21 protein-coding genes are annotated in these 16,691 nt (G+C 72.1%); 6 read left to right on the plus strand and 15 right to left on the minus strand.

All coding sequences use genetic code 11. The features are described from left to right. Positions 1 to 45 precede the first annotated feature (45 nt). A complete protein-coding gene (locus tag Srubr_RS17220; RefSeq protein WP_189989449.1) occupies positions 46 to 933 on the minus strand; it encodes a glutathione S-transferase C-terminal domain-containing protein in 888 nt (295 codons plus the stop codon). 80 nt (positions 934 to 1,013) lie between these two features. Beyond that, the gene (locus tag Srubr_RS42035; RefSeq protein ID WP_351328946.1) at positions 1,014 to 1,136 is read right to left on the minus strand and encodes a putative leader peptide; all 123 of its coding nucleotides are present in this window, start codon (positions 1,134 to 1,136) and stop codon (positions 1,014 to 1,016) included. Between the two features lie 129 nt (positions 1,137 to 1,265). On the opposite strand from Srubr_RS42035, the gene Srubr_RS17225 reads away from it, so the two are divergent. The 6 genes from Srubr_RS17225 to Srubr_RS17250 all read left to right on the plus strand — a co-directional run bounded on the left by Srubr_RS17225 (position 1,266) and on the right by Srubr_RS17250 (position 6,984). Continuing rightward, positions 1,266 to 2,435: an NAD(P)/FAD-dependent oxidoreductase gene (locus tag Srubr_RS17225; protein ID WP_189989452.1), complete on the plus strand. Its 1,170-nt coding sequence runs from the start codon at positions 1,266 to 1,268 to the stop codon at positions 2,433 to 2,435. Next, positions 2,422 to 2,718: a (2Fe-2S)-binding protein gene (locus tag Srubr_RS17230; protein WP_189989454.1), complete on the plus strand. Its 297-nt coding sequence runs from the start codon at positions 2,422 to 2,424 to the stop codon at positions 2,716 to 2,718. Before Srubr_RS17225 ends, Srubr_RS17230 begins: the two co-directional genes overlap by 14 nt. After that, entirely contained in the window at positions 2,711 to 4,108 is a 1,398-nt protein-coding gene (locus Srubr_RS17235) for an FAD-dependent oxidoreductase (RefSeq protein ID WP_189989456.1), read from the plus strand. Before Srubr_RS17230 ends, Srubr_RS17235 begins: the two co-directional genes overlap by 8 nt. Positions 4,109 to 4,174: 66 nt before the next feature. Then, positions 4,175 to 5,071, plus strand: a complete 897-nt coding sequence (locus Srubr_RS17240) for a dihydrodipicolinate synthase family protein (protein WP_189989457.1) — start codon at positions 4,175 to 4,177, stop codon at positions 5,069 to 5,071. Between the two features lie 24 nt (positions 5,072 to 5,095). Continuing rightward, the gene (locus tag Srubr_RS17245; protein WP_189989459.1) at positions 5,096 to 6,097 is read left to right on the plus strand and encodes a proline racemase family protein; all 1,002 of its coding nucleotides are present in this window, start codon (positions 5,096 to 5,098) and stop codon (positions 6,095 to 6,097) included. Positions 6,098 to 6,303: 206 nt separating this feature from the next. Continuing rightward, positions 6,304 to 6,984 (plus strand): GntR family transcriptional regulator, encoded by a 681-nt coding sequence (locus tag Srubr_RS17250; RefSeq protein WP_189989461.1) that lies wholly within the window; start codon positions 6,304 to 6,306, stop codon positions 6,982 to 6,984. Positions 6,985 to 7,474: 490 nt separating this feature from the next. Here Srubr_RS17250 and Srubr_RS17255 read toward each other — a convergent pair whose 3' ends face one another. From Srubr_RS17255 to Srubr_RS17315, 13 genes are all read right to left on the minus strand, one after another. Continuing rightward, complete coding sequence (locus Srubr_RS17255) at positions 7,475 to 7,801, minus strand: MazG-like family protein (protein ID WP_189989463.1); 327 nt, start codon at positions 7,799 to 7,801, stop codon at positions 7,475 to 7,477. 44 nt (positions 7,802 to 7,845) lie between these two features. Further along, the gene (locus tag Srubr_RS17260) at positions 7,846 to 8,505 is read right to left on the minus strand and encodes a dTMP kinase (RefSeq protein ID WP_189989465.1); all 660 of its coding nucleotides are present in this window, start codon (positions 8,503 to 8,505) and stop codon (positions 7,846 to 7,848) included. Then, positions 8,502 to 10,040 carry a B12-binding domain-containing radical SAM protein gene (locus tag Srubr_RS17265; protein ID WP_189989467.1) on the minus strand — a complete coding sequence of 513 codons (1,539 nt, stop codon included), beginning with the start codon at positions 10,038 to 10,040 and terminating at the stop codon, positions 8,502 to 8,504. The genes Srubr_RS17260 and Srubr_RS17265 overlap by 4 nt, the downstream gene beginning before the upstream one ends. Before the next feature lie 12 nt (positions 10,041 to 10,052). Next, complete coding sequence (locus tag Srubr_RS17270) at positions 10,053 to 10,856, minus strand: DNA glycosylase family protein (protein ID WP_189989469.1); 804 nt, start codon at positions 10,854 to 10,856, stop codon at positions 10,053 to 10,055. A 420-nt stretch (positions 10,857 to 11,276) separates the two neighbouring features. Continuing rightward, complete coding sequence (locus tag Srubr_RS17275) at positions 11,277 to 11,513, minus strand: hypothetical protein (protein WP_189989471.1); 237 nt, start codon at positions 11,511 to 11,513, stop codon at positions 11,277 to 11,279. 14 nt (positions 11,514 to 11,527) lie between these two features. Continuing rightward, on the minus strand, positions 11,528 to 11,962 hold the full coding sequence (locus tag Srubr_RS17280) for an exonuclease/endonuclease/phosphatase family protein (protein ID WP_189989473.1): 435 nt from the start codon (positions 11,960 to 11,962) through the stop codon (positions 11,528 to 11,530). Continuing rightward, positions 11,959 to 12,354, minus strand: a complete 396-nt coding sequence (locus Srubr_RS17285; RefSeq protein ID WP_189989475.1) for a hypothetical protein — start codon at positions 12,352 to 12,354, stop codon at positions 11,959 to 11,961. Before Srubr_RS17285 ends, Srubr_RS17280 begins: the two co-directional genes overlap by 4 nt. After that, complete coding sequence (locus Srubr_RS17290) at positions 12,354 to 12,776, minus strand: DUF6302 family protein (RefSeq protein WP_189989477.1); 423 nt, start codon at positions 12,774 to 12,776, stop codon at positions 12,354 to 12,356. The genes Srubr_RS17285 and Srubr_RS17290 overlap by 1 nt, the downstream gene beginning before the upstream one ends. Continuing rightward, positions 12,773 to 13,450, minus strand: coding sequence for a hypothetical protein (locus tag Srubr_RS17295; protein ID WP_189989479.1), 678 nt, complete (start codon positions 13,448 to 13,450; stop codon positions 12,773 to 12,775). The genes Srubr_RS17290 and Srubr_RS17295 overlap by 4 nt, the downstream gene beginning before the upstream one ends. A gap of 367 nt (positions 13,451 to 13,817) precedes the next feature. Next, a complete protein-coding gene (locus tag Srubr_RS17300; RefSeq protein WP_189989481.1) occupies positions 13,818 to 14,438 on the minus strand; it encodes a hypothetical protein in 621 nt (206 codons plus the stop codon). A gap of 222 nt (positions 14,439 to 14,660) precedes the next feature. Beyond that, the gene (locus Srubr_RS17305) at positions 14,661 to 14,861 is read right to left on the minus strand and encodes a hypothetical protein (RefSeq protein WP_189989483.1); all 201 of its coding nucleotides are present in this window, start codon (positions 14,859 to 14,861) and stop codon (positions 14,661 to 14,663) included. Positions 14,862 to 14,972: 111 nt separating this feature from the next. Further along, positions 14,973 to 15,494, minus strand: a complete 522-nt coding sequence (locus Srubr_RS17310; protein ID WP_189989485.1) for a hypothetical protein — start codon at positions 15,492 to 15,494, stop codon at positions 14,973 to 14,975. A gap of 1,014 nt (positions 15,495 to 16,508) precedes the next feature. Beyond that, entirely contained in the window at positions 16,509 to 16,679 is a 171-nt protein-coding gene (locus Srubr_RS17315; RefSeq protein WP_189989866.1) for a hypothetical protein, read from the minus strand. Between the last annotated feature and the right edge of the window lie 12 nt (positions 16,680 to 16,691).

Here is a 16,691-nt window from a genome sequence, read left to right on the forward strand (position 1 = left end):
CGAATGTCAACGCCCGTCCGCCCAGCGGACCCCGGCGGACCCCTCTCACCTGCGGCAGGCGCCCGGGGTGTGCGCGGCGTGGCTCGCCCAGTCCAGGATCTGGACGGCGGCTCCGGCGGCCTCCAGGCCCTGGCAGCGGCCGTGGTGGCGGCGGGCGATGCCGTCGAGGTCGAGATGGCGGCCGAAGGCCGGGTGGGCGGCCAGCCGGCGGGCGTAGGCCCACAGCGCGCGGTGCCCGGCCACCCGGTGCACGGCGGAGGCGTCGAGATGGCAGCGGTGGACGGTGTCGAGCCGCACCAGGGACACCCACAGCTCGATGTCGGCGGCGGTCAGCCGGCCGTCGGCCAGGTACTCCTCGCCCTTCAGCCGGCGCTCCAGCCGGTCCAGCGTGTCCAGCAGGGTGTCGAGCGCGGCGGCCCGCTCCCGCGGGTCGGCGCCCGCCCGGCCGGCGCGCTGGGCGGCTTCCTCCATGCCCTCGGCGCACATCCGCTCCACCGCCTCGATCACGGATTCCAGGCCCGCGGGGTACAGGCCGGCGCGGTCGTCCGGGCGGAGCCGGTCCAGGTCGCGCAGGATGTCGGGGGTGTGGGTGCTGACGATGCGTCCGGACCAGTCGTCGCTGAGCACGGGGTCGAGGGCGGGGCCGGTGTAGTGGTGGGCGCTCGCCTCGTACAGCGGGCGCAGCGCCGTGTGGCCGCCGTCGGAACAGTCGGGGACGGCGGGCAGGAGGGTGACCGGACAGCGGGTGTCCAGGCCGAGGAGGCTGTGGCCGACGGCGAGGCGCAGCCCGTCGGGGCAGGCGGTGGACAGGTGGAGCCGGTAGCGGTGCGGTACGGCGTAGTGGCCGCTGCGCGCGTCCCGGCCGATGCGGCCCCGGAACAGGGGGGCGGTGCGGTGGGCGGGCCGGACGGCGGCGAGCGGAGTGATGGACATGCGTCTCCCCGGGTGGTGGACGTGCGGACGGGCGCTCCGGCACGGGCGACGGCCGGCCGGCGGGGGCCGAGGGGCCCGGTTCAGCGGTGGCGGCTGATCGCGCTGCAGACACGCTGGAGGTCGATGTGACGGCGGGAGGTGAGCAGGGGCGTGCGCGACGGGTTCCGGTCCGTTCGGCCGGTGCCCGGTGCGAGGCGCGCCATGATTTCCTACCTGTTCACTAGGATTCCCTCCCTGGAGTGTCGATCGGGCTCGGTACGACGTCAAGGGGGCGTCCACGCACCGGAGTCGGGGGTCTCCTCAGGATGGGAAACATGTGACATAGTACTGCCGTGGCGAAGCGGCCGACCTGCGATGTCGTGGTCGTCGGAGCCGGGATGACAGGCGCGGCCTGTGCGCTGTACGCCGCCCGGGCCGGCCTGAGGGTACGGGTGGTGGACCGGGGCTCGGTGGCCGGCGGCACCACCGGAGCGGGCGAGGGCAACCTGCTGGTCTCCGACAAGGAGCCGGGCCCGGAGCTGGAGCTGGCCCTGCTGTCGGCCCGGTTGTGGGCCGGGCTGGCCGCAGAGCTGGGCGCCGCGGTCGAGTACGAGCCCAAGGGCGGCCTGGTGGTCGCCCCCGTGCCCGGCGCGCTGGCCGCGCTGCGGGACCTCGCCGCCCGCCAGCGGTCCGCCGGCGTCATGGCCGTACCGGTGACGGCCGACCGACTCGCCGACTTCGAGCCGTACTTGGCGCCCGGGTTGGCGGGCGGGGTGCACTATCCGCAGGACGCCCAGGTCATGCCCGCGCTGGCCGCCGCCCACCTGCTGCGCGTCTCCGGGGCCCGGCTGCACCTCGGCCACACCGTGACCGGGGTGCTGCGCGCGGCGGGCGGCACGGTGTACGGCGTGCGCACCGACCGGGGGGACATCCACGCCCCGGCGGTGGTGAACGCGGCCGGCGTCCAAGGCGGCGAGCTCGCGGCGCTCGCCGGAGTCCGGCTGCCGGTGCTCCCCCGGCGCGGTTTCGTCCTGGTCACCGAGCCGCTGCCGCGCCGGGTGCGGCACAAGGTGTACGCCGCGGACTACGTGGCCGACGTGGCCAGCGACTCGGCCGGGCTGCGCACTTCGCCGGTGGTGGAGGGCACGGCGGCCGGGCCGGTGCTGATCGGCGCCACCCGGGAACGGGTGGGCTTCGACCGCTCGCTGTCGCTGCGCGCGGTCCGGGCGCTCGCCGCCGGGGCCGTCGGGCTGTTCCCGTTCCTCCGGCGGGTCCACGCGCTGCGGACGTACGCGGGCTTCCGGCCGTATCTGCCCGACCACCTGCCGGCGATCGGTCCCGACCCCCGGGTGCCCGGCCTGTTCCACGCCTGCGGGCACGAGGGCGCCGGCATCGGACTCGCCCCGGCCACCGGACTGTCGATCGCGCGGGCGCTCACCGGGAAGGCGCCGGAGCTCGACCTCACGCCGTTCCGGCCGGAGCGGTTCGACACACAGGGAGTAAACGACGGTGAATCCCCTTGAGCCGGCGCGGGCCCGCCCGGCCCGCACCGCCACCTTCGACGGCCGGCCCCTGCGGGTGCTGCCCGGCCAGACGGTCGCGGCGGCGCTGTGGGCGGCGGGTGTGACGGCCTGGCGCGGCACGCGGGGCAACGGCGAGCCGCGCGGGGTGTTCTGCGGCATCGGGGTGTGCTTCGACTGCCTGGTGACCGTCAACGGCCGTCCCGGCCAACGGGCTTGCCTGGTGCCGGTGCGCCCGGGGGACGAGATCCGCACCCAGCGGGGGACGGGCCACGGCGATGACTGAGCGGCCTCGGCTCGCCGTCGTCGGCGCGGGCCCGGCCGGGCTCGCCGCGGCCCTGACGGCCGCCGCACGGGGTGTCCGGGTGCTCCTGGTCGACGCGGCCGACCAGGCCGGCGGGCAGTTCTACCGGCAGCCGGCCGCCGGTCTCGGCGCTCGCCGGCCCCAGGCTCCGCACCCCCGGTGGCGCACCTGGGAGCGGCTGCGGACCGGCCTCGAACGGCACCGCGCGGCGGGCCGGATCACGCACCTGACGGACCATCATGTGTGGTGCGTGTCAGGTCAGTCGGGCTCCGGCGGGTTCACCGTGCACGCGCTGCGCGGCCCCGGGCAGGAGGAGGGCGTCACCGTCCGCGCCGACGCGGTGCTCCTCGCCACCGGCGGCTATGAGCGGGTGCTGCCCTTCCCGGGCTGGACGCTGCCCGGGGTCGTCACGGCGGGCGGCGCGCAGGCCATGCTCAAGGGGCAGCTGGTGCTGCCCGGGCGGACGGCCGTGGTCGCCGGGACCGGGCCGCTGCTGCTGCCGGTGGCGGCCGGGTTCGCCGCGGCCGGTGCCCGGGTGGCGGCGCTGGTCGAGTCCGCCGGTCCGGCCGCGCTGCCGCGCCGGGCGCCCGCCCTGGCCGCGCGGCCGGGCACCCTCGCCGAGGGCGCCGGGTACGCGGTCCGGCTGCTGCGGCACAAGGTGCGCACCCTGATCCGGCACACGGTCCTGGCGGCGCACGGCACCGAGCGGCTGGAGGCGGTGACGGTGGCCGCGCTCGACCGGGCCGGACGCCCACGGCCCGGAACCGCCCGCCGGGTGCGCTGCGACACGCTCGCCGTGGGCCACGGACTGCTGCCGCACACCGACCTGGCCGAGACCCTCGGCTGCGCCCTGTCCGGCACCGCCGTACGGGTCGACGCCGAGCAGCGCACCGACGTGCCCGGCGTCTGGGCCGCCGGGGAGACCACCGGGGTGGGCGGCGCGGCGCTCGCGCTCGCCGAGGGGCACATCGCCGGGCAGTCGGCCGCCGCGCGGCTGTGCGGCACCGTCCCTGACCCGCGCCGCTGGGCCGCCGCCGACCGGGCCAGGGCGCGGGCGCGGGCGTTCGCCGCGGCCCTGGACGCGGTGTACGCCCCGCCGGCGGGCTGGGCGGACCGGCTGCCGGACGCGACGGTGGTGTGCCGCTGCGAGGAGGTCACCGCGGGGCGGGTGCGCGAGGCGGTCGGCACCCTGGGCGCCGGGGACGCGCGCACCGTGAAGCTGCTCACCCGGGCCGGGATGGGCTGGTGCCAGGGCCGGATGTGCGCGCCCGCGGTGGCCGGCCTGACGGGCTGCCCGCTCGGCCCCGGACGTCGGCCGTTCGCCCGGCCGGTACCGCTCGGCGTCCTGGCCGACCTGCCGGACACCGAGTAAGCCGTGCCCAACAGTGCAATATCACACCTCACTACAGCGGTTACCTGCCGGGATTGGGGACTTCCGATGTCCGATCTACCGCACCGCCCCTGGCGCGGCGTCCTCGTCGCCACCGCCCTCCCCTTCCGCGACGACCTCTCGGTCGATTACGACCGTTACGCCGAGCACTGCGCCTGGCTCGTCGCCAGCGGCTGCGACGGCGTCGTACCGAACGGCTCGCTCGGCGAGTACCAGGTGCTCACCCCCGAGGAGCGGGCCCGGGTGGTGGAGACCGCCGTGGCCGCGGTCGGCGGACAGCGGGTGATGCCGGGCGTGGCCGCGTACGGCCCCACGGAGGCCCGCCGCTGGGCCGAGCAGGCCGGCGCGGCCGGCTGCGCGGCGGTGATGCTGCTGCCGCCCAACGCCTACCGCGCCGACGAGCGTTCCGTCCTCGCCCACTACGCGGAGGTCGCCCGGGCCGGCCTGCCGGTGGTGGCGTACAACAACCCGGTCGACACCAAGGTCGACCTGGTGCCCGAACTCCTCGCCCGGCTGCACGGCGAAGGGCTGGTGCAGGCCGTCAAGGAGTTCTCCGGCGATGTGCGCCGCGCCTGGCGGATCGCCGAACTCGCTCCGGAACTGGACCTGTTGGCGGGGGCCGACGACGTGCTGCTGGAGCTGGTGGTGGCCGGCGCCAAGGGCTGGGTGGCCGGCTACCCCAACGCGCTGCCCCGCGCCTCGGTGGAGCTGTACCGCGCGGCCGTGTCCGGTGACCCGACCACGGCGCTGCCCCTGTACCGGCAGCTGCATCCGCTGCTGCGCTGGGACTCCAGGACGGAGTTCGTCCAGGCGATCAAGCTCTCCATGGACCTCGCCGGACGGTACGGCGGCCCGGTGCGCCCGCCGCGGATGCCGCTGCTGCCCGAGCAGGCGGCCGCGGTCCGCGCGGCCACTGGGAAGGCCCTGGCCGCGGGACCGGCCTGACCACCGGGAAGAGGAGACCGGAAGATGCGCAGCAAACTCGTCCTGCACGCCGTCGACTCGCACACCGAGGGCATGCCGACCCGGGTGATCACCGGCGGGATCGGCACCGTGCCCGGCGCGACGATGAACGAACGGCGGCTGTACTTCCGCGCACACCGCGACCACGTCAAGCGGTTGCTGATGAACGAACCGCGCGGCCACTCCGCGATGAGCGGCGCCGTCCTGCAACCGCCGGCCCGCTCCGACTGCGACTGGGGCGTCATCTACATCGAGGTCTCCGGCTACCTGCCGATGTGCGGGCACGGGACGATCGGGGTGGCCACCGTCCTGGTCGAGACCGGCATGGTGGAGGTCACCGAGCCGGTGACCACCATCCGGCTGGACACCCCGGCGGGGGTCGTGGTCGCCGAGGTCGCGGTGGCGGACGGCGCCGCCCGGAGCGTGACCCTGCACAACGTGCCGTCGTTCGCCGCCGGGCTGGACCGCGAAGTCACCCTGCCGGGCGGCCGGACCGTCCGCTACGACCTCGCCTACGGCGGCAACTTCTACGCCATCCTGCCCATCGACGCCCTCGGGCTGCCCTTCGACCGCGCCCGCAAGGACGACATCCTGGCGGCGGGGCTGGCGCTGATGCGGGCGGTCGACGAGCAGGACGAGCCGGTCCATCCGCAGGACCCGTCCATCCGCGGCTGCCACCACGTCCACCTGTACGCGCCCGGCGCCACGGCCCGGCACTCCCGGCACGCCATGGTCATCCACCCGGGCTGGTTCGACCGCTCCCCCTGCGGCACGGGCACCTGCGCGCGCATGGCACAGCTGCACGCCCGCGGGGAACTCCCGCTGCGCACCGAGTTCGTGAACGAGTCCTTCATCGGCACCCGGTTCACCGGGCGGCTGCTGGGCACGACCGAGGTCGCCGGGGTGCCGGCCGTGCTGCCCAGCTTCACCGGCCGCGCGTGGATCACCGGCACGGCACAGTACCTGCTGGACCCGGACGACCCGTTCCCCGAGGGGTTCGTCCTGTAGCGCCCCGGGCTCCGCCACCGTCCCGGCCCCTGACGCCTCCACCGCCCCGGGGCTCCCCACACGGTCCCTTCGGCTCCTCCACCACCCCGGCCTCTTCCCCCACCATCCCCTTCGGCCCACCCACCGTCCCGGCCCCTCCCCCCACCGTCCCCTCGGCGCCTGCGCCGCCCCCGGCCTCCTCTACACTCACCCCGGTGATGCGTGACATGGCACAGAACACGCGCAACGCGGAGCTGTCCGCCCTCCCCCGGCTCGGCGGGCGGCGCAGCTACCGCGAGCGGGTCGCGGACGCCCTGCGCGCCGCGCTGATCGCGGGCGAGCTGCGGCCGGGCGAGGTGTACTCGGCGCCCTCGCTGGCCGCCCGGTTCGGCGTCTCGGCGACGCCGGTCCGGGAGGCGATGCTCGACCTGGCCAAGGAGGGGCTGGTCGACACCGTGCCCAACAAGGGGTTCCGGGTCACCGTCGTCTCCGACCGGCAGCTGGACGAGTACACGCAGATCCGGGCGCTCATCGAGATCCCGACCGTGGCGGCCCTGGCCCGCACCGCCGACCGGGTCTCGCTGGAGGCGCTGCGCCCGGCGGCCCGGGAGATCGTCGCCGCCGCCGCGGCGGGCGACCTGATCGCCTACGTCGAGGCGGACACCCGCTTCCACCTCGGCCTGCTCGCCCTCGCGGGCAACGCGCACCTGGTCGAGGTCGTCGCCGACCTGCGGGGGCGCTCCCGGCTGTACGGGCTGACCGCGCTGGTCCAGGCGGGCCGGCTGCTCGCCTCCGCCGAGGAGCACCTGGAACTGCTGGACGCCCTGCTGGAGCGCGACGAGCGGGCCGTCCACGCGATCATGACCCGGCATCTGGGCCATGTGCGCGGGCTGTGGGCGGCGGACTGACCGCGGCCGGCACCGGACATCTGGCGGCGGGAGGTCCACACCTGGCGACCGGCTAACAGCACGTCGTCGGGCGCCCACACCGTATGCAGCAGCACGAGCCCATCGAATAACTCCCCGGCGGCCTCCTCCGCGTACGGCCCCCACCGCTCCACGGCAGACAGCACCGGCGTCTCCGCAGGCACCAGCACGTCCTGGACCCGCTGCACAGCCCTCTGGGTCAGGAAGAGATCGTGGGGAACTCCGTAGTCGGCGTGACGGCCAGCCACTGCCTCCCAGCCCGTGAGCAGCCACCCGCCGGCCTCCACCTGCCACAGCAGCCGGGGCGCGACGGCCGCCTCCCGGCGCAGGGAGAGAGCCTGCGCACGGTCGGCGCGGTCGCCCTTGACAAACACGGGCTCGGTTGACATGGCGAGTATGACGGCGACAGCGCTCCGGCCGGTCGCGACCTGACGGAGCATGCGGACGGGCCAGGGCCCACTCTCCCCAGACGTCAGCTCCGCTCGGGCAGCACCCGGTCAACGAGATGGTCGAGATGCGTAGTGAACAGTTTCTCCGCGTCCGGCGTGATGGTGCGCAGCGCGACGAGCGTGCTCACGGCAACGTCGATGAGTTCCTTCTCCACGTCCTCCCAGGTGTGGGAGGCGCCCTTGCGTGGGTTCGTGCCCAGCGCGCCGTGAACCGCCTCGGCGACCTCCCCCATCTCCTCGGAGATCTTCAGTACTCGCAGCAGCCGCACGTCACTGCCCGACGCCGACGGCGTCTCCTCGTCCAGCCACTGGCACAGGCGGTCGATCCGCTGCCAGGTATGAGCGTCCATGGGGTTCTCCTTGCTTGTCGTGCTGAGCTGTGCCGGCTGTCCGCTCAGGGTTCCTGAGGGGGCGGGGCAGCGGCTGCGGGATCTGACGGTAGTGAGAGGACAGGAAGCGCGTCGGTGATTCGACGCGCGACCTCCGATGGAGGTATCTCAGTGCTGTCGATTACGAGCACCCGGGACCCAAGATCTTCGAGCATGGTCGCCGCGTCGCGGTACAGCTCAACCTCGCGTATGGGCGCTGTGGGGTCGGCCCGGAAGCGGTGGGTGACGCCGGCGCGAGCGATCCGGTCTCGGATGGCGGCTGGGGAAGCGGTGAGGATCACCGCCAGGTCCGGGTGAGGCGCGTAGTCGTTGAGCAGCATCAGGAAGTCCATCGGGACACCGTCGAGCCGCTGGAGGACGAGGGTCGATGCCAGGTACCGGTCGGAGATCAGCAGCTCACCGCGGCTGAGTGCGGGGCCGATGGTCGTTTCGACGTGCCTGTACCGGGCGGCTGCTACGAGGCAGGCCAGGGTCAGGCCGTGAAGCCGGCCGCCGTGTGTCCGGGTGAAGTCTCCGAGGAAGTCACCGCGGGGCGGCTCGACCGTCCACTGGGCAGCCACGCCCCGCTCGGAGAGCAGGGTCTGCAGTTCCCGGATCGTGGTGGACTTGCCCACGCCGCTCGGGCCGTCGACCGAGACGAAGAACCCTCTACGGCCCCCGGTCATGCGGCTTCCGCAAACCCGGCCTGGTTCCGTTCGTGCTGCTCGCGGGTGAGCGTCGCGAGCGTGGAACGGACTTCGCTCACGGGCACGTCGCCGAACTGGATGCCCACGGAGAAGTTGAACTCGTCGCGCTGGCGCATGGACTCGTCGGCGCCATCCTGGGTGAGGTCGACGTCCCCGTAGGCGAGGAGGTCGTCCGGGGCGTAGCCCGCCTCGTCGGTGAGGGTCTTCCACACGGGCGTGCCCGGGTAGGGGCGGAACTCGAAGACGCTGGCGCGGATGTCGCCGCGGTACTGGTCGGAGATGGCCCACAGGTTGCGGATGTGCCGGACGGTGGCGTCCAGGTCCGCTCGGGTTTCGCCGGGGAACCCGAGGATGAAGTAGCCCTTCACCCCGATGCCGTGGGCGACCAGGCGGCGGGCGACGCGCTCGGTCATCTCGGCGTCGATCCGCTTGTCCATGGCGGCCAGGATGCGGTCGCTGCCCGATTCGATGCCCAGGGCGACCTCGCGCAGCCCGTTGGTGACGAGACGGTCCAGGTCGGCGTCGGTGAGCCGGTTGAGGACGTTGATGCGCCCGGTGGCGTCCCACACGTACCGGTCGCCGATCTTGTGGCGGGTGAAGGCATCCATCTGTTCCTCGATGACCCGGCCGGCGCCGAGGAACAGGTCGTCGACGAAGCGGAAGGCCGTCACGCCGTACGTCTCGTGAAGCTGGTCGAGTTCGCCGATGATGTTCTCGGGGGAGCGCACGCGGATCGTGACGTCCGGGTTGGCGGAGACAGCGGCCCCGCAGAAGGTGCAGTTGTAGGGGCAGCCGCGGCTACCGACGATGTTCGCCTCCCAGTGTCCCCGGGAGCTGACTCCGCCGAGCCAGGGTCGTTCGCCGGCCAGACGGCGGTCGGTCGCGGTCGGCTCAGCCTGATGGGGGTCCTGCGGGAGGAACGCTCGGTTGACGTACGGCAGGCTGTCGATGTTCGGCCCCAACAGGGCCGCGCTCGTCCTGGGGTCGGAGACGCCAGCGGCTCGGGTACCGAGCAGGTGATCGCGCCACAGGACGCCCGGCAGTGTCCGCCGGTTCTGCTCGTCCTCCAAGAGGGCGGCGACCCGCAGCTCTCCTTCACCGAGGACGAGGGCACGCAGGTGGCGCATCCGCGGGTCGGCGAGGACCCGGTCCGGCATGGCCTTGGCATGGTGGCCGCCGGCCATGAGAGCAATGCCCGGATCGAGCAGGTCGGCGATCCTCGCAGACATCTCGTAGGTGGGCGCGAGCAGGTTCATGGCGGCCCAGCGGGGCGCCGCCTCGTTGACGATCCACGCGGTCGCCTCGATCCCCAGCCCGAGAGCTTCGGCGTCGAGGACTCCGACGTTGTAGCCGTGCTGCTGTGCGTAGGTGGCGATGTACGCCATCCCCAGCACCGGCAGCGTGTAGTCGTTGGTGCGGGGCCGCAGGGCGTAGTCACGCAGCGGCGCGTTGATGAACAGGGCGTCCAGTGTGTGACGGTCGTCGGCGCCCGCAATCAGCGGTAACTGCTGCATGGGTCCTCCATGTCATCGGGCGTGCGCCCCCCAGGTGAGGGTCGCGAGGGTGAGGGTGTGCAGGGCGGTGCGGTCGCTCCCGGCCCAGCCGGTCCACAGCGGCCCGAACCTCTTGTCCTTCTTGTCGGGCCAGGCGTAGGTGGGGGCGATCTTGGCGGCCCAGGTGCGGACAGCCAGGTCGTCGTGTGGGTAGGCGTAGAAGTCGCCGGTGTAGTCGGTGGCGGCTGCGGCAGCGGTCCACGGGCCGATCCGCGGGATGCTGGTGAGCGCGGCGGCCAAGGCGCTGGCCTCCATCTGCTCCCATTCGATGTGATGCTGCTCGTAGTGCGTTGCTGCGGCTGTCAGGGCGGTGCGGTTGAACTTGGCACCGACGGCGGCGAACTGCTCGTCCGTCAAGTCGAGGACCACGGCCGGCGTGGGCGCCACGGCGAGGGCTCCCTGCGGGCCTTCCACGGTGGTGCCGTAGGCGCTGCACCACGTGCGGTACACCTTGCGGGCCTGGTCGGCGCGGACGACTTGTCGCAGGATCGCCGTGGTGATGGCATCCCACAGCCACGGGTTCGCCAGGCGCCGGGTAACTCCCAGCTCGGCAAGTCCTTCGCGCAGGGCGGCCGGGGCAGTTGGCGGTAGCTGCGCGGGGTCGGTGGTGACGAACTCAGGCTTGACGTCTTCGCTCCCGTCGACGCACGCCAGGTGCAGGCCGGCCCGGTCGTGAGACACAGTCCAGATGCCGGAGGCCGTACGGACGGCACGCGCACGCGTTCCGTCCTCGTAGGTGTGCCACGCCGGGTGGTCGACGGTCAGAACGGTGCTCATCGGTTGCCCCTCGCTGTGCCGGAAGTACTCGCCGTAGCCTCTCGCGTCACAGCCGTACGACGCGCCGCAACCACAGGAATTGGCTGCATGTGATCAGAGCCGGGCCCGACCGTGAAGGGGAGGTGGTCGAGCCCGGGCCGGGTCTCCTACTGGTAGATCGTCAGCAGTCCGACAACGCCAGTGCGCCGGTGAAGGTGTGGGGGTGTGGTCGTCAGTGCACCACATGCACTGGTCCCCAGCACACTGTGAGGCGGTCAGTGCACTGCCCGGCGGCACCTCGCTGATCAGGACGATGTTCTGCACCAGGGTCAGCAGCTCACCTGTCGGGCCTGCCGGCTGCGGCGATACCGACTCCACCAGCTCTCCTCTCAGTGCCGCCGGCCACAGGACCTCCAAGTCCTACGGCCATGGCGACGTCTTCTACTTCGCGAACAGCACGGCCAGCGTGATCACGGCCGACTGGAGTAAGGCGGGCCACAGGAGCGCGGTCCAGGCCAGCCACGGGTCCCGCCGGCGGATGATCTGCCAGGCGTGCCCCCCGGTGCGGCCGTCCGCCCGGTACCGCACCCCGAACCACCGGACGTCGATGGTGGTGAAGGTGACGAGGTCACTCGCCTCGGGGCAGACGGCCTTACGCGGGTCACTCGTGGTTCTCATCGTCCTCGTCCTCCTCATCGGTCGTCGGAACGAGCGGGCGTAGCCAGGTCGGAGACCAGCTCCGGGCTGGTCACGGACAGCGGCGCGGACGGCTGTACGGCCAGTGACACCGTCAGGGCTGAGTGATCCGTCAACTGCGGCTTATGGTCGGTCCGCACCCCATGGGCGTAGACACAGGAGCGCAGCGTCGGGGCCAGTGCCCTTGATACGTGGGCGTGGTCGTAGCGGAATCCGTCGCCGCGGCGCCCGAACCACGAGTACTCACGGGCCCTCGGGCGCAGCGCGCGGACGGCATCGACGTACCCCACTCTCATCAGCCACCGGTAAAAGTCGTACTCGAACTTCTCGAAGAACTCGTATCGGGGGATGTGGCCGGGCTCCAGGAGGTTCAAGTCGCCTATCACCAGCCGGTGGCCGCCGTCGCTCCCGTACGGGAGCGCTTCGGTCACTCCCTGGAGGAACGCCTTTTCCGGGCCATCTCCCGATCCGTTGGGCCCCTCAAGGGCACGTACAGGCCGATGATGTCGACCGGCTCCGTGTCGGTGTCGACGGTCACCCACACGCACCGGTGGGGAAGGTAAGGCGTGGTTGCGATCCGCGGGTGGACGGCCAGCCGGGAGACGACCATGACACCGCGCTCACCCCGCTCGGGCCGGGGATACACGACGTGGTAGCCAGCCGCCCTGAACCGGCCCGCGATGAGGTCGCAGCCGGCGCTGTGGGCCGTCCCGGTGAGCACGAGGACGCTCTCGGGCCGGGCCGCCAGATAGGCCAGTTGCCGCGCTGCAAGTGATCGGCCCGGGTTGCTGAGGTTGAACGTCAGCACGTTCAAGGTGGTCATCAGTCCGCCTGCTCCTCAAGGGGCGCGGTGATCGCCTGTTCGCTGTATCCGAAGGCCCGGCCGCGCGCGGCGTCGTTGGTCTCCGGTGGTAGCTCCCCCCACGTGATCATGTGGCAGGTCTCTGGGCTGTCGGACCAGCGCACGCGCACCTCCGGGAAGCCCTCGCGGCCTCGGAGCGCATCGGCCAGCAGCAGCGCCATCTCGGTGTTGGCGACAGCGAGGTGTCCCGCGCGCCGCGTACCGCCGACGGGCACGGCCAGGTACCCCCTGCCGTGCACCACGAGCACCACGCCCGCGTTGATCAGCCCCGGGTCGGCAAGCCGTTCCCGGTACCAGGAGACTTCCCACTCATCCTGTGGCCCGGGCGCACGCACCTGGACGACGGCGGCCTCGGTCTCCTCGCGTGGTCCGCGCCTGGTCACTCTTGGCCTCCGCTGGTGCGGGCCAGACGCTCGGCGAGGCGGTCCGCCTGGCCGATGAACAGACGCAGGGTGAGCTGGTCGCTCACACGGGCGGACCCGGGCTGTGCTCTCACCACGACCGCAGACCCCACGATCCCGGAGACGAGGTACCGCATGCGTGTGACCAGCCCTCGTATGCCGTCGGGGTGCTGGAGGTCCAGGCCCTCGTCGATGCGAGGGGTGCCGAGCAGCCGGGCCAAAGCGATCGATGACCTCAGCTCGTCATCCACCAGGTCCAGAGTGATGGCCCGCGTTGACGTTTTCAGCGAGGCATAGATGCCGTGGTCGTTCAGCGCCTTTTGCAGGCGGTCGGCGATGGCGTTGACGCGGACCAGCGGCTCCAGCAGCACCTTGATGATCTGGCGCACGGACGTAGCCGTGGGCAGGTGCAGCATGATGGTGAGGCCGCCGTCCTCGCGGGTGGCGTCGCCCTCGATCCCGTGCTCGATGAGCCACGACCTGACGACGCTGGGACGTGCCCTGAACGGCAGTTGCCGCTGCGGGTACAAGCTGAAGACCAAGGAGGTCCCGTCCTCTCCGGGCTCCACCAGCGCGGGCATGCCGGCCTTGTCTGCGATGCGCTGGAGGTCCTGCCGTAACGGCGCGGCCGGCTGCGGGGCGGCAGGTGTGCTCACGTGATCGTCTCGTCCTTTGTGGTGGTGACCAGGCAGCCGCGGCAGGTCACCGCCGGGCTACGTCGTACGAACGGAAGGGGGGTGCCCGTGCCGGAGACCCGGTCCGGGTGGCAGCCAACGCGGCCGTTGGTAGGCGATGGTCTGCGCTCACGGGCGCTCTGCCGGACACTCGCTGTCCCCCAGTCCGAGGATCGCCCAGCTGGACGACACCGGCAGAGCCCGTCCTGCCGCCTCGGGGCCGGCAGGACGGGAGTGTGGCCCCACCCCGGCGCCCAGGTGCCGGGGTGGGAGTCTCAGTCCGCGGGCGCGGCTGGCCGCCAGGAGGAGGCGGCCGGGGCCACCGCCCGTGGGGGTTCACGCGCCGGGGTCATCGCCCTGCCCCCACCATGGCGGCGACACGCTTGAACTCCTCCTCCAGCCGGTCCAGGCCGAACGCGGCGACCTCCGTCTCCAGTTCCGTAGGACGGACCCCGAAGAGCTGGACGACTTGCCGTTGCGCGACCGTCCACGGCGCCAGAGGCCCGTCGTACTCGGCCCGCACCAGCTTCTCACTGACCGGCCGCAGGGTGTCGGCGTCGTACACCAGGCCGGCCACGCCCCACGCGGGGGCCTGGTCGACCCACGCGCAGACGTACCGGCCGCGGATCTCGGGGCAGAGCTGGACCGAGATGACCGCGCACGGCACGCATACCGGCGGGCTCGCCGTAATCTCCCCCTCCATCACCGGGCCGCCCCTGTCCTGCATAAGGAACAGGTACGGGCCGTCAGGGCTCGGCGGCTGTCGTTTACAGACCTGGCAGAGCATGTCGGCCATCGCCTGGCGCTGCCGGTAGGGGTAGACCGTATGCGGCTGCGGGCGCCCGCGCCGGTGATGCGGGCGCACCGCCGGCCGCACCCAGAGCTGACCAAACGAGTCCCGGTCGTAGGGGGTCTCGTCCGCGTAGCCGAGGCCGGCATGCCGTCGGCTCACCACGAGCGGCGCCTCCATCAGGCGCTCCTCGCTCCATCCCGTGATGTACGGAAAACACCGGGTGGTGCAGACGGAAGCACGGTGGTGGTCTCTCTCGTCGTAGGTGGGTTGGATGCCCGGCACACCAGCGCAGGTACTGATGTGCCGGGCGGGCCCTGGTGCGGCGGCGGGGGCGTGCCGCACGAGGGCGGTGGGTCCCACCCGAGGCCAGGTCGCCGCTCCGGCCTCAGGGTGGGGGTCTCAGGCCGCCGTGGCCGTGGTCATCGGCCGACGGTTCAGCCAGTAGGCGACGGCCTGCGCCATCAGCCGGTCGAGGCAGGGCTCACACGAGTACAGGGGGGCGTACTGCCCGTCCCACTGGAGCGGCCCGAGCCACAGCACCGGAACGCCCGTGCTCTGGCAGCCGAGCCAGCAGTCACCCGTCACCCATTGGCGCACCACGATCTACTCCTTCGGAGGGGGCCCGGCACACCAGGGCCTGCGTGCTGCTGGTGTGCCGGGCCCGGGGAGGCTCCGGGCGGTACCGGGGGGACGCCGCACCGGAGCGTGCTCTCAGGGCCCGATAGTCGGCGTTGCCGCCGCGCGTGCTGCGGGGCCTTTCCTCAGCAGACGGATGTTGCGGAGCGCGACCAGTATCTCGACCTGCTCCGCCCGGCAGAGCGCGCCCGGGGACCTCATGGGGACGGGCCAGTACCCGTGCCCGCGCGGCTGTGTGCGGGTCGGGTCGGGAACGCAGATCTCAGTGCCCGGGCCAAGGTACTCAACGCCGAGGTGCGCCCACTTTGTGGGCCACTCGCTGGCCGGGGGCACCAGGCAGTAGTACCAGCTGTAGTCACGGTCGAGGATCACCGCGCCGTCGTAGAACCACAACTGAAGGAAGTGGTTGATGTGCGTCTCGTTATGCGTGTTCAGCATCTCCCACACCACGCCGATGGGGATCTGCACCGCGCTGAACCGGCCGCCGCAGGGGAGGTAGGTCGTGCCTCCGGGCTGCTGCCAGCTCGCGCGCGCGGCCTCCTTGTCTTCGGCCGCGCCGAGCAGCCACTCAGCAACCGCGGTATTCACCACCGTCACCTGCCCCCGCCTTGATCCTGTACTTCCCGTGTGCGATGAGAGCAGACACCGTCCCCGGGTCACAAAGGGAGCCTGGACGCTCTATCGGCACACACCAGTAGGTGAAACAGTCCCCGGGCTCGGTGATGCCAGGCCGCGGGATTCCGACATGGCCGTCCGTCATGCAGTCGGCGTATGGAACGTGAGCCCTGTCAACCCACTCATGCCGCTCCACGGTGCTCACCGGCACGAGCGCGTAGTAGCGCATACACCCGTGCTGATCAGCTACGACTGGCCCGCCAACGAGCTCCCGGAGGTAGGCACTCACCATCCGGGGGTCCGCCGAGCCGATCGCCGCGTGCACCAGGTCCCCGCTTATGCGGACGGCGGTGAAAACCGCGCCGCATTGCAGAAGTGCAACCCCAAAGTCATCCCAGCTCATCCGAACTTCAGCGGCGTTTGGAGCCGATGCCAGGAGCCAGTCTCGTACCTCGTCACCGCTGACTCTGCGATATGCGAGGGCACTGGCCCCTCGGGGAATTCCGGTCATGTGCCATCACCCTTGATTGCGGGATTGGGCGGGACTCGTTCGCTCCCGTGAGGCGAGCAGCGCGCGGCCCGTATGACCCACCTAACTCCGGTCCACCCCGTGTCGCCCATGACGAAGTCGGTCGCAGTGGTCCCACACAAACTGACAACTTGACTATGCGTTTACTTTTCGTCACGACCGGTGCGCTCTACCGTGCTCCCATGGGGTCACCCAGGAACGAGGCCTTAGCCGCGTGGATGAAGGCCCAGCAGATGTCCGCCGCAGAGCTGGCCACCGCAGTGAACGAGGCCATTCGAGGCTTCACCGGCAGACCCGGAAGCGCATCAGAACGGACGGTCTTCCGGTGGCTGTCATGTGAGAGTGAGTGGCCGCAAGCCCGTCAACGACGAGCCTTAGAGATCGTGACCGGCCGCCCTGCCACGGCCCTGGGGTTCGTGCCTCGGGCGAGCCGTGAGCCCGCCCAAGCGCCATCGCAGGAGGACCCATCAGTGCACCGCCGCCGTTTCTGCGGCGCGGCCACCGGCACCGCCGTCGCCGTCGCCGTACAACCCGCTGCCGCCCTCTCCCGCCCGGATCACATCGGCACCGCCGACGTGATCCGGCTCCGTGAACATGTTGAGAACCTTGTCGCTCTTGACGCCCAGCGCGGGGGCCACTCCTCCTTGGAA

The sequence above is a fragment of the Streptomyces rubradiris genome, assembly GCF_016860525.1.
Taxonomy (GTDB): domain Bacteria; phylum Actinomycetota; class Actinomycetes; order Streptomycetales; family Streptomycetaceae; genus Streptomyces; species Streptomyces rubradiris.

Excerpts from the sequence above, each read along its gene's own strand:
- Srubr_RS17220 (WP_189989449.1), bottom strand. The coding sequence starts at position 933 with ATGTCCATCACTCCGCTCGCCGCCGTCCGGCCCGCCCACCGCACCGCC.
- Srubr_RS42035 (WP_351328946.1), bottom strand. The coding sequence starts at position 1,136 with ATGGCGCGCCTCGCACCGGGCACCGGCCGAACGGACCGGAACCCGTCG.
- Srubr_RS17235 (WP_189989456.1), top strand. The coding sequence starts at position 2,711 with ATGACTGAGCGGCCTCGGCTCGCCGTCGTCGGCGCGGGCCCGGCCGGG.
- Srubr_RS17240 (WP_189989457.1), top strand. The coding sequence starts at position 4,175 with ATGTCCGATCTACCGCACCGCCCCTGGCGCGGCGTCCTCGTCGCCACC.
- Srubr_RS17245 (WP_189989459.1), top strand. The coding sequence starts at position 5,096 with ATGCGCAGCAAACTCGTCCTGCACGCCGTCGACTCGCACACCGAGGGC.
- Srubr_RS17250 (WP_189989461.1), top strand. The coding sequence starts at position 6,304 with ATGGCACAGAACACGCGCAACGCGGAGCTGTCCGCCCTCCCCCGGCTC.
- Srubr_RS17255 (WP_189989463.1), bottom strand. The coding sequence starts at position 7,801 with ATGGACGCTCATACCTGGCAGCGGATCGACCGCCTGTGCCAGTGGCTG.
- Srubr_RS17260 (WP_189989465.1), bottom strand. The coding sequence starts at position 8,505 with ATGACCGGGGGCCGTAGAGGGTTCTTCGTCTCGGTCGACGGCCCGAGC.
- Srubr_RS17265 (WP_189989467.1), bottom strand. The coding sequence starts at position 10,040 with ATGCAGCAGTTACCGCTGATTGCGGGCGCCGACGACCGTCACACACTG.
- Srubr_RS17270 (WP_189989469.1), bottom strand. The coding sequence starts at position 10,856 with ATGAGCACCGTTCTGACCGTCGACCACCCGGCGTGGCACACCTACGAG.
- Srubr_RS17275 (WP_189989471.1), bottom strand. The coding sequence starts at position 11,513 with ATGAGAACCACGAGTGACCCGCGTAAGGCCGTCTGCCCCGAGGCGAGT.
- Srubr_RS17285 (WP_189989475.1), bottom strand. The coding sequence starts at position 12,354 with ATGACCACCTTGAACGTGCTGACGTTCAACCTCAGCAACCCGGGCCGA.
- Srubr_RS17300 (WP_189989481.1), bottom strand. The coding sequence starts at position 14,438 with ATGGAGGCGCCGCTCGTGGTGAGCCGACGGCATGCCGGCCTCGGCTAC.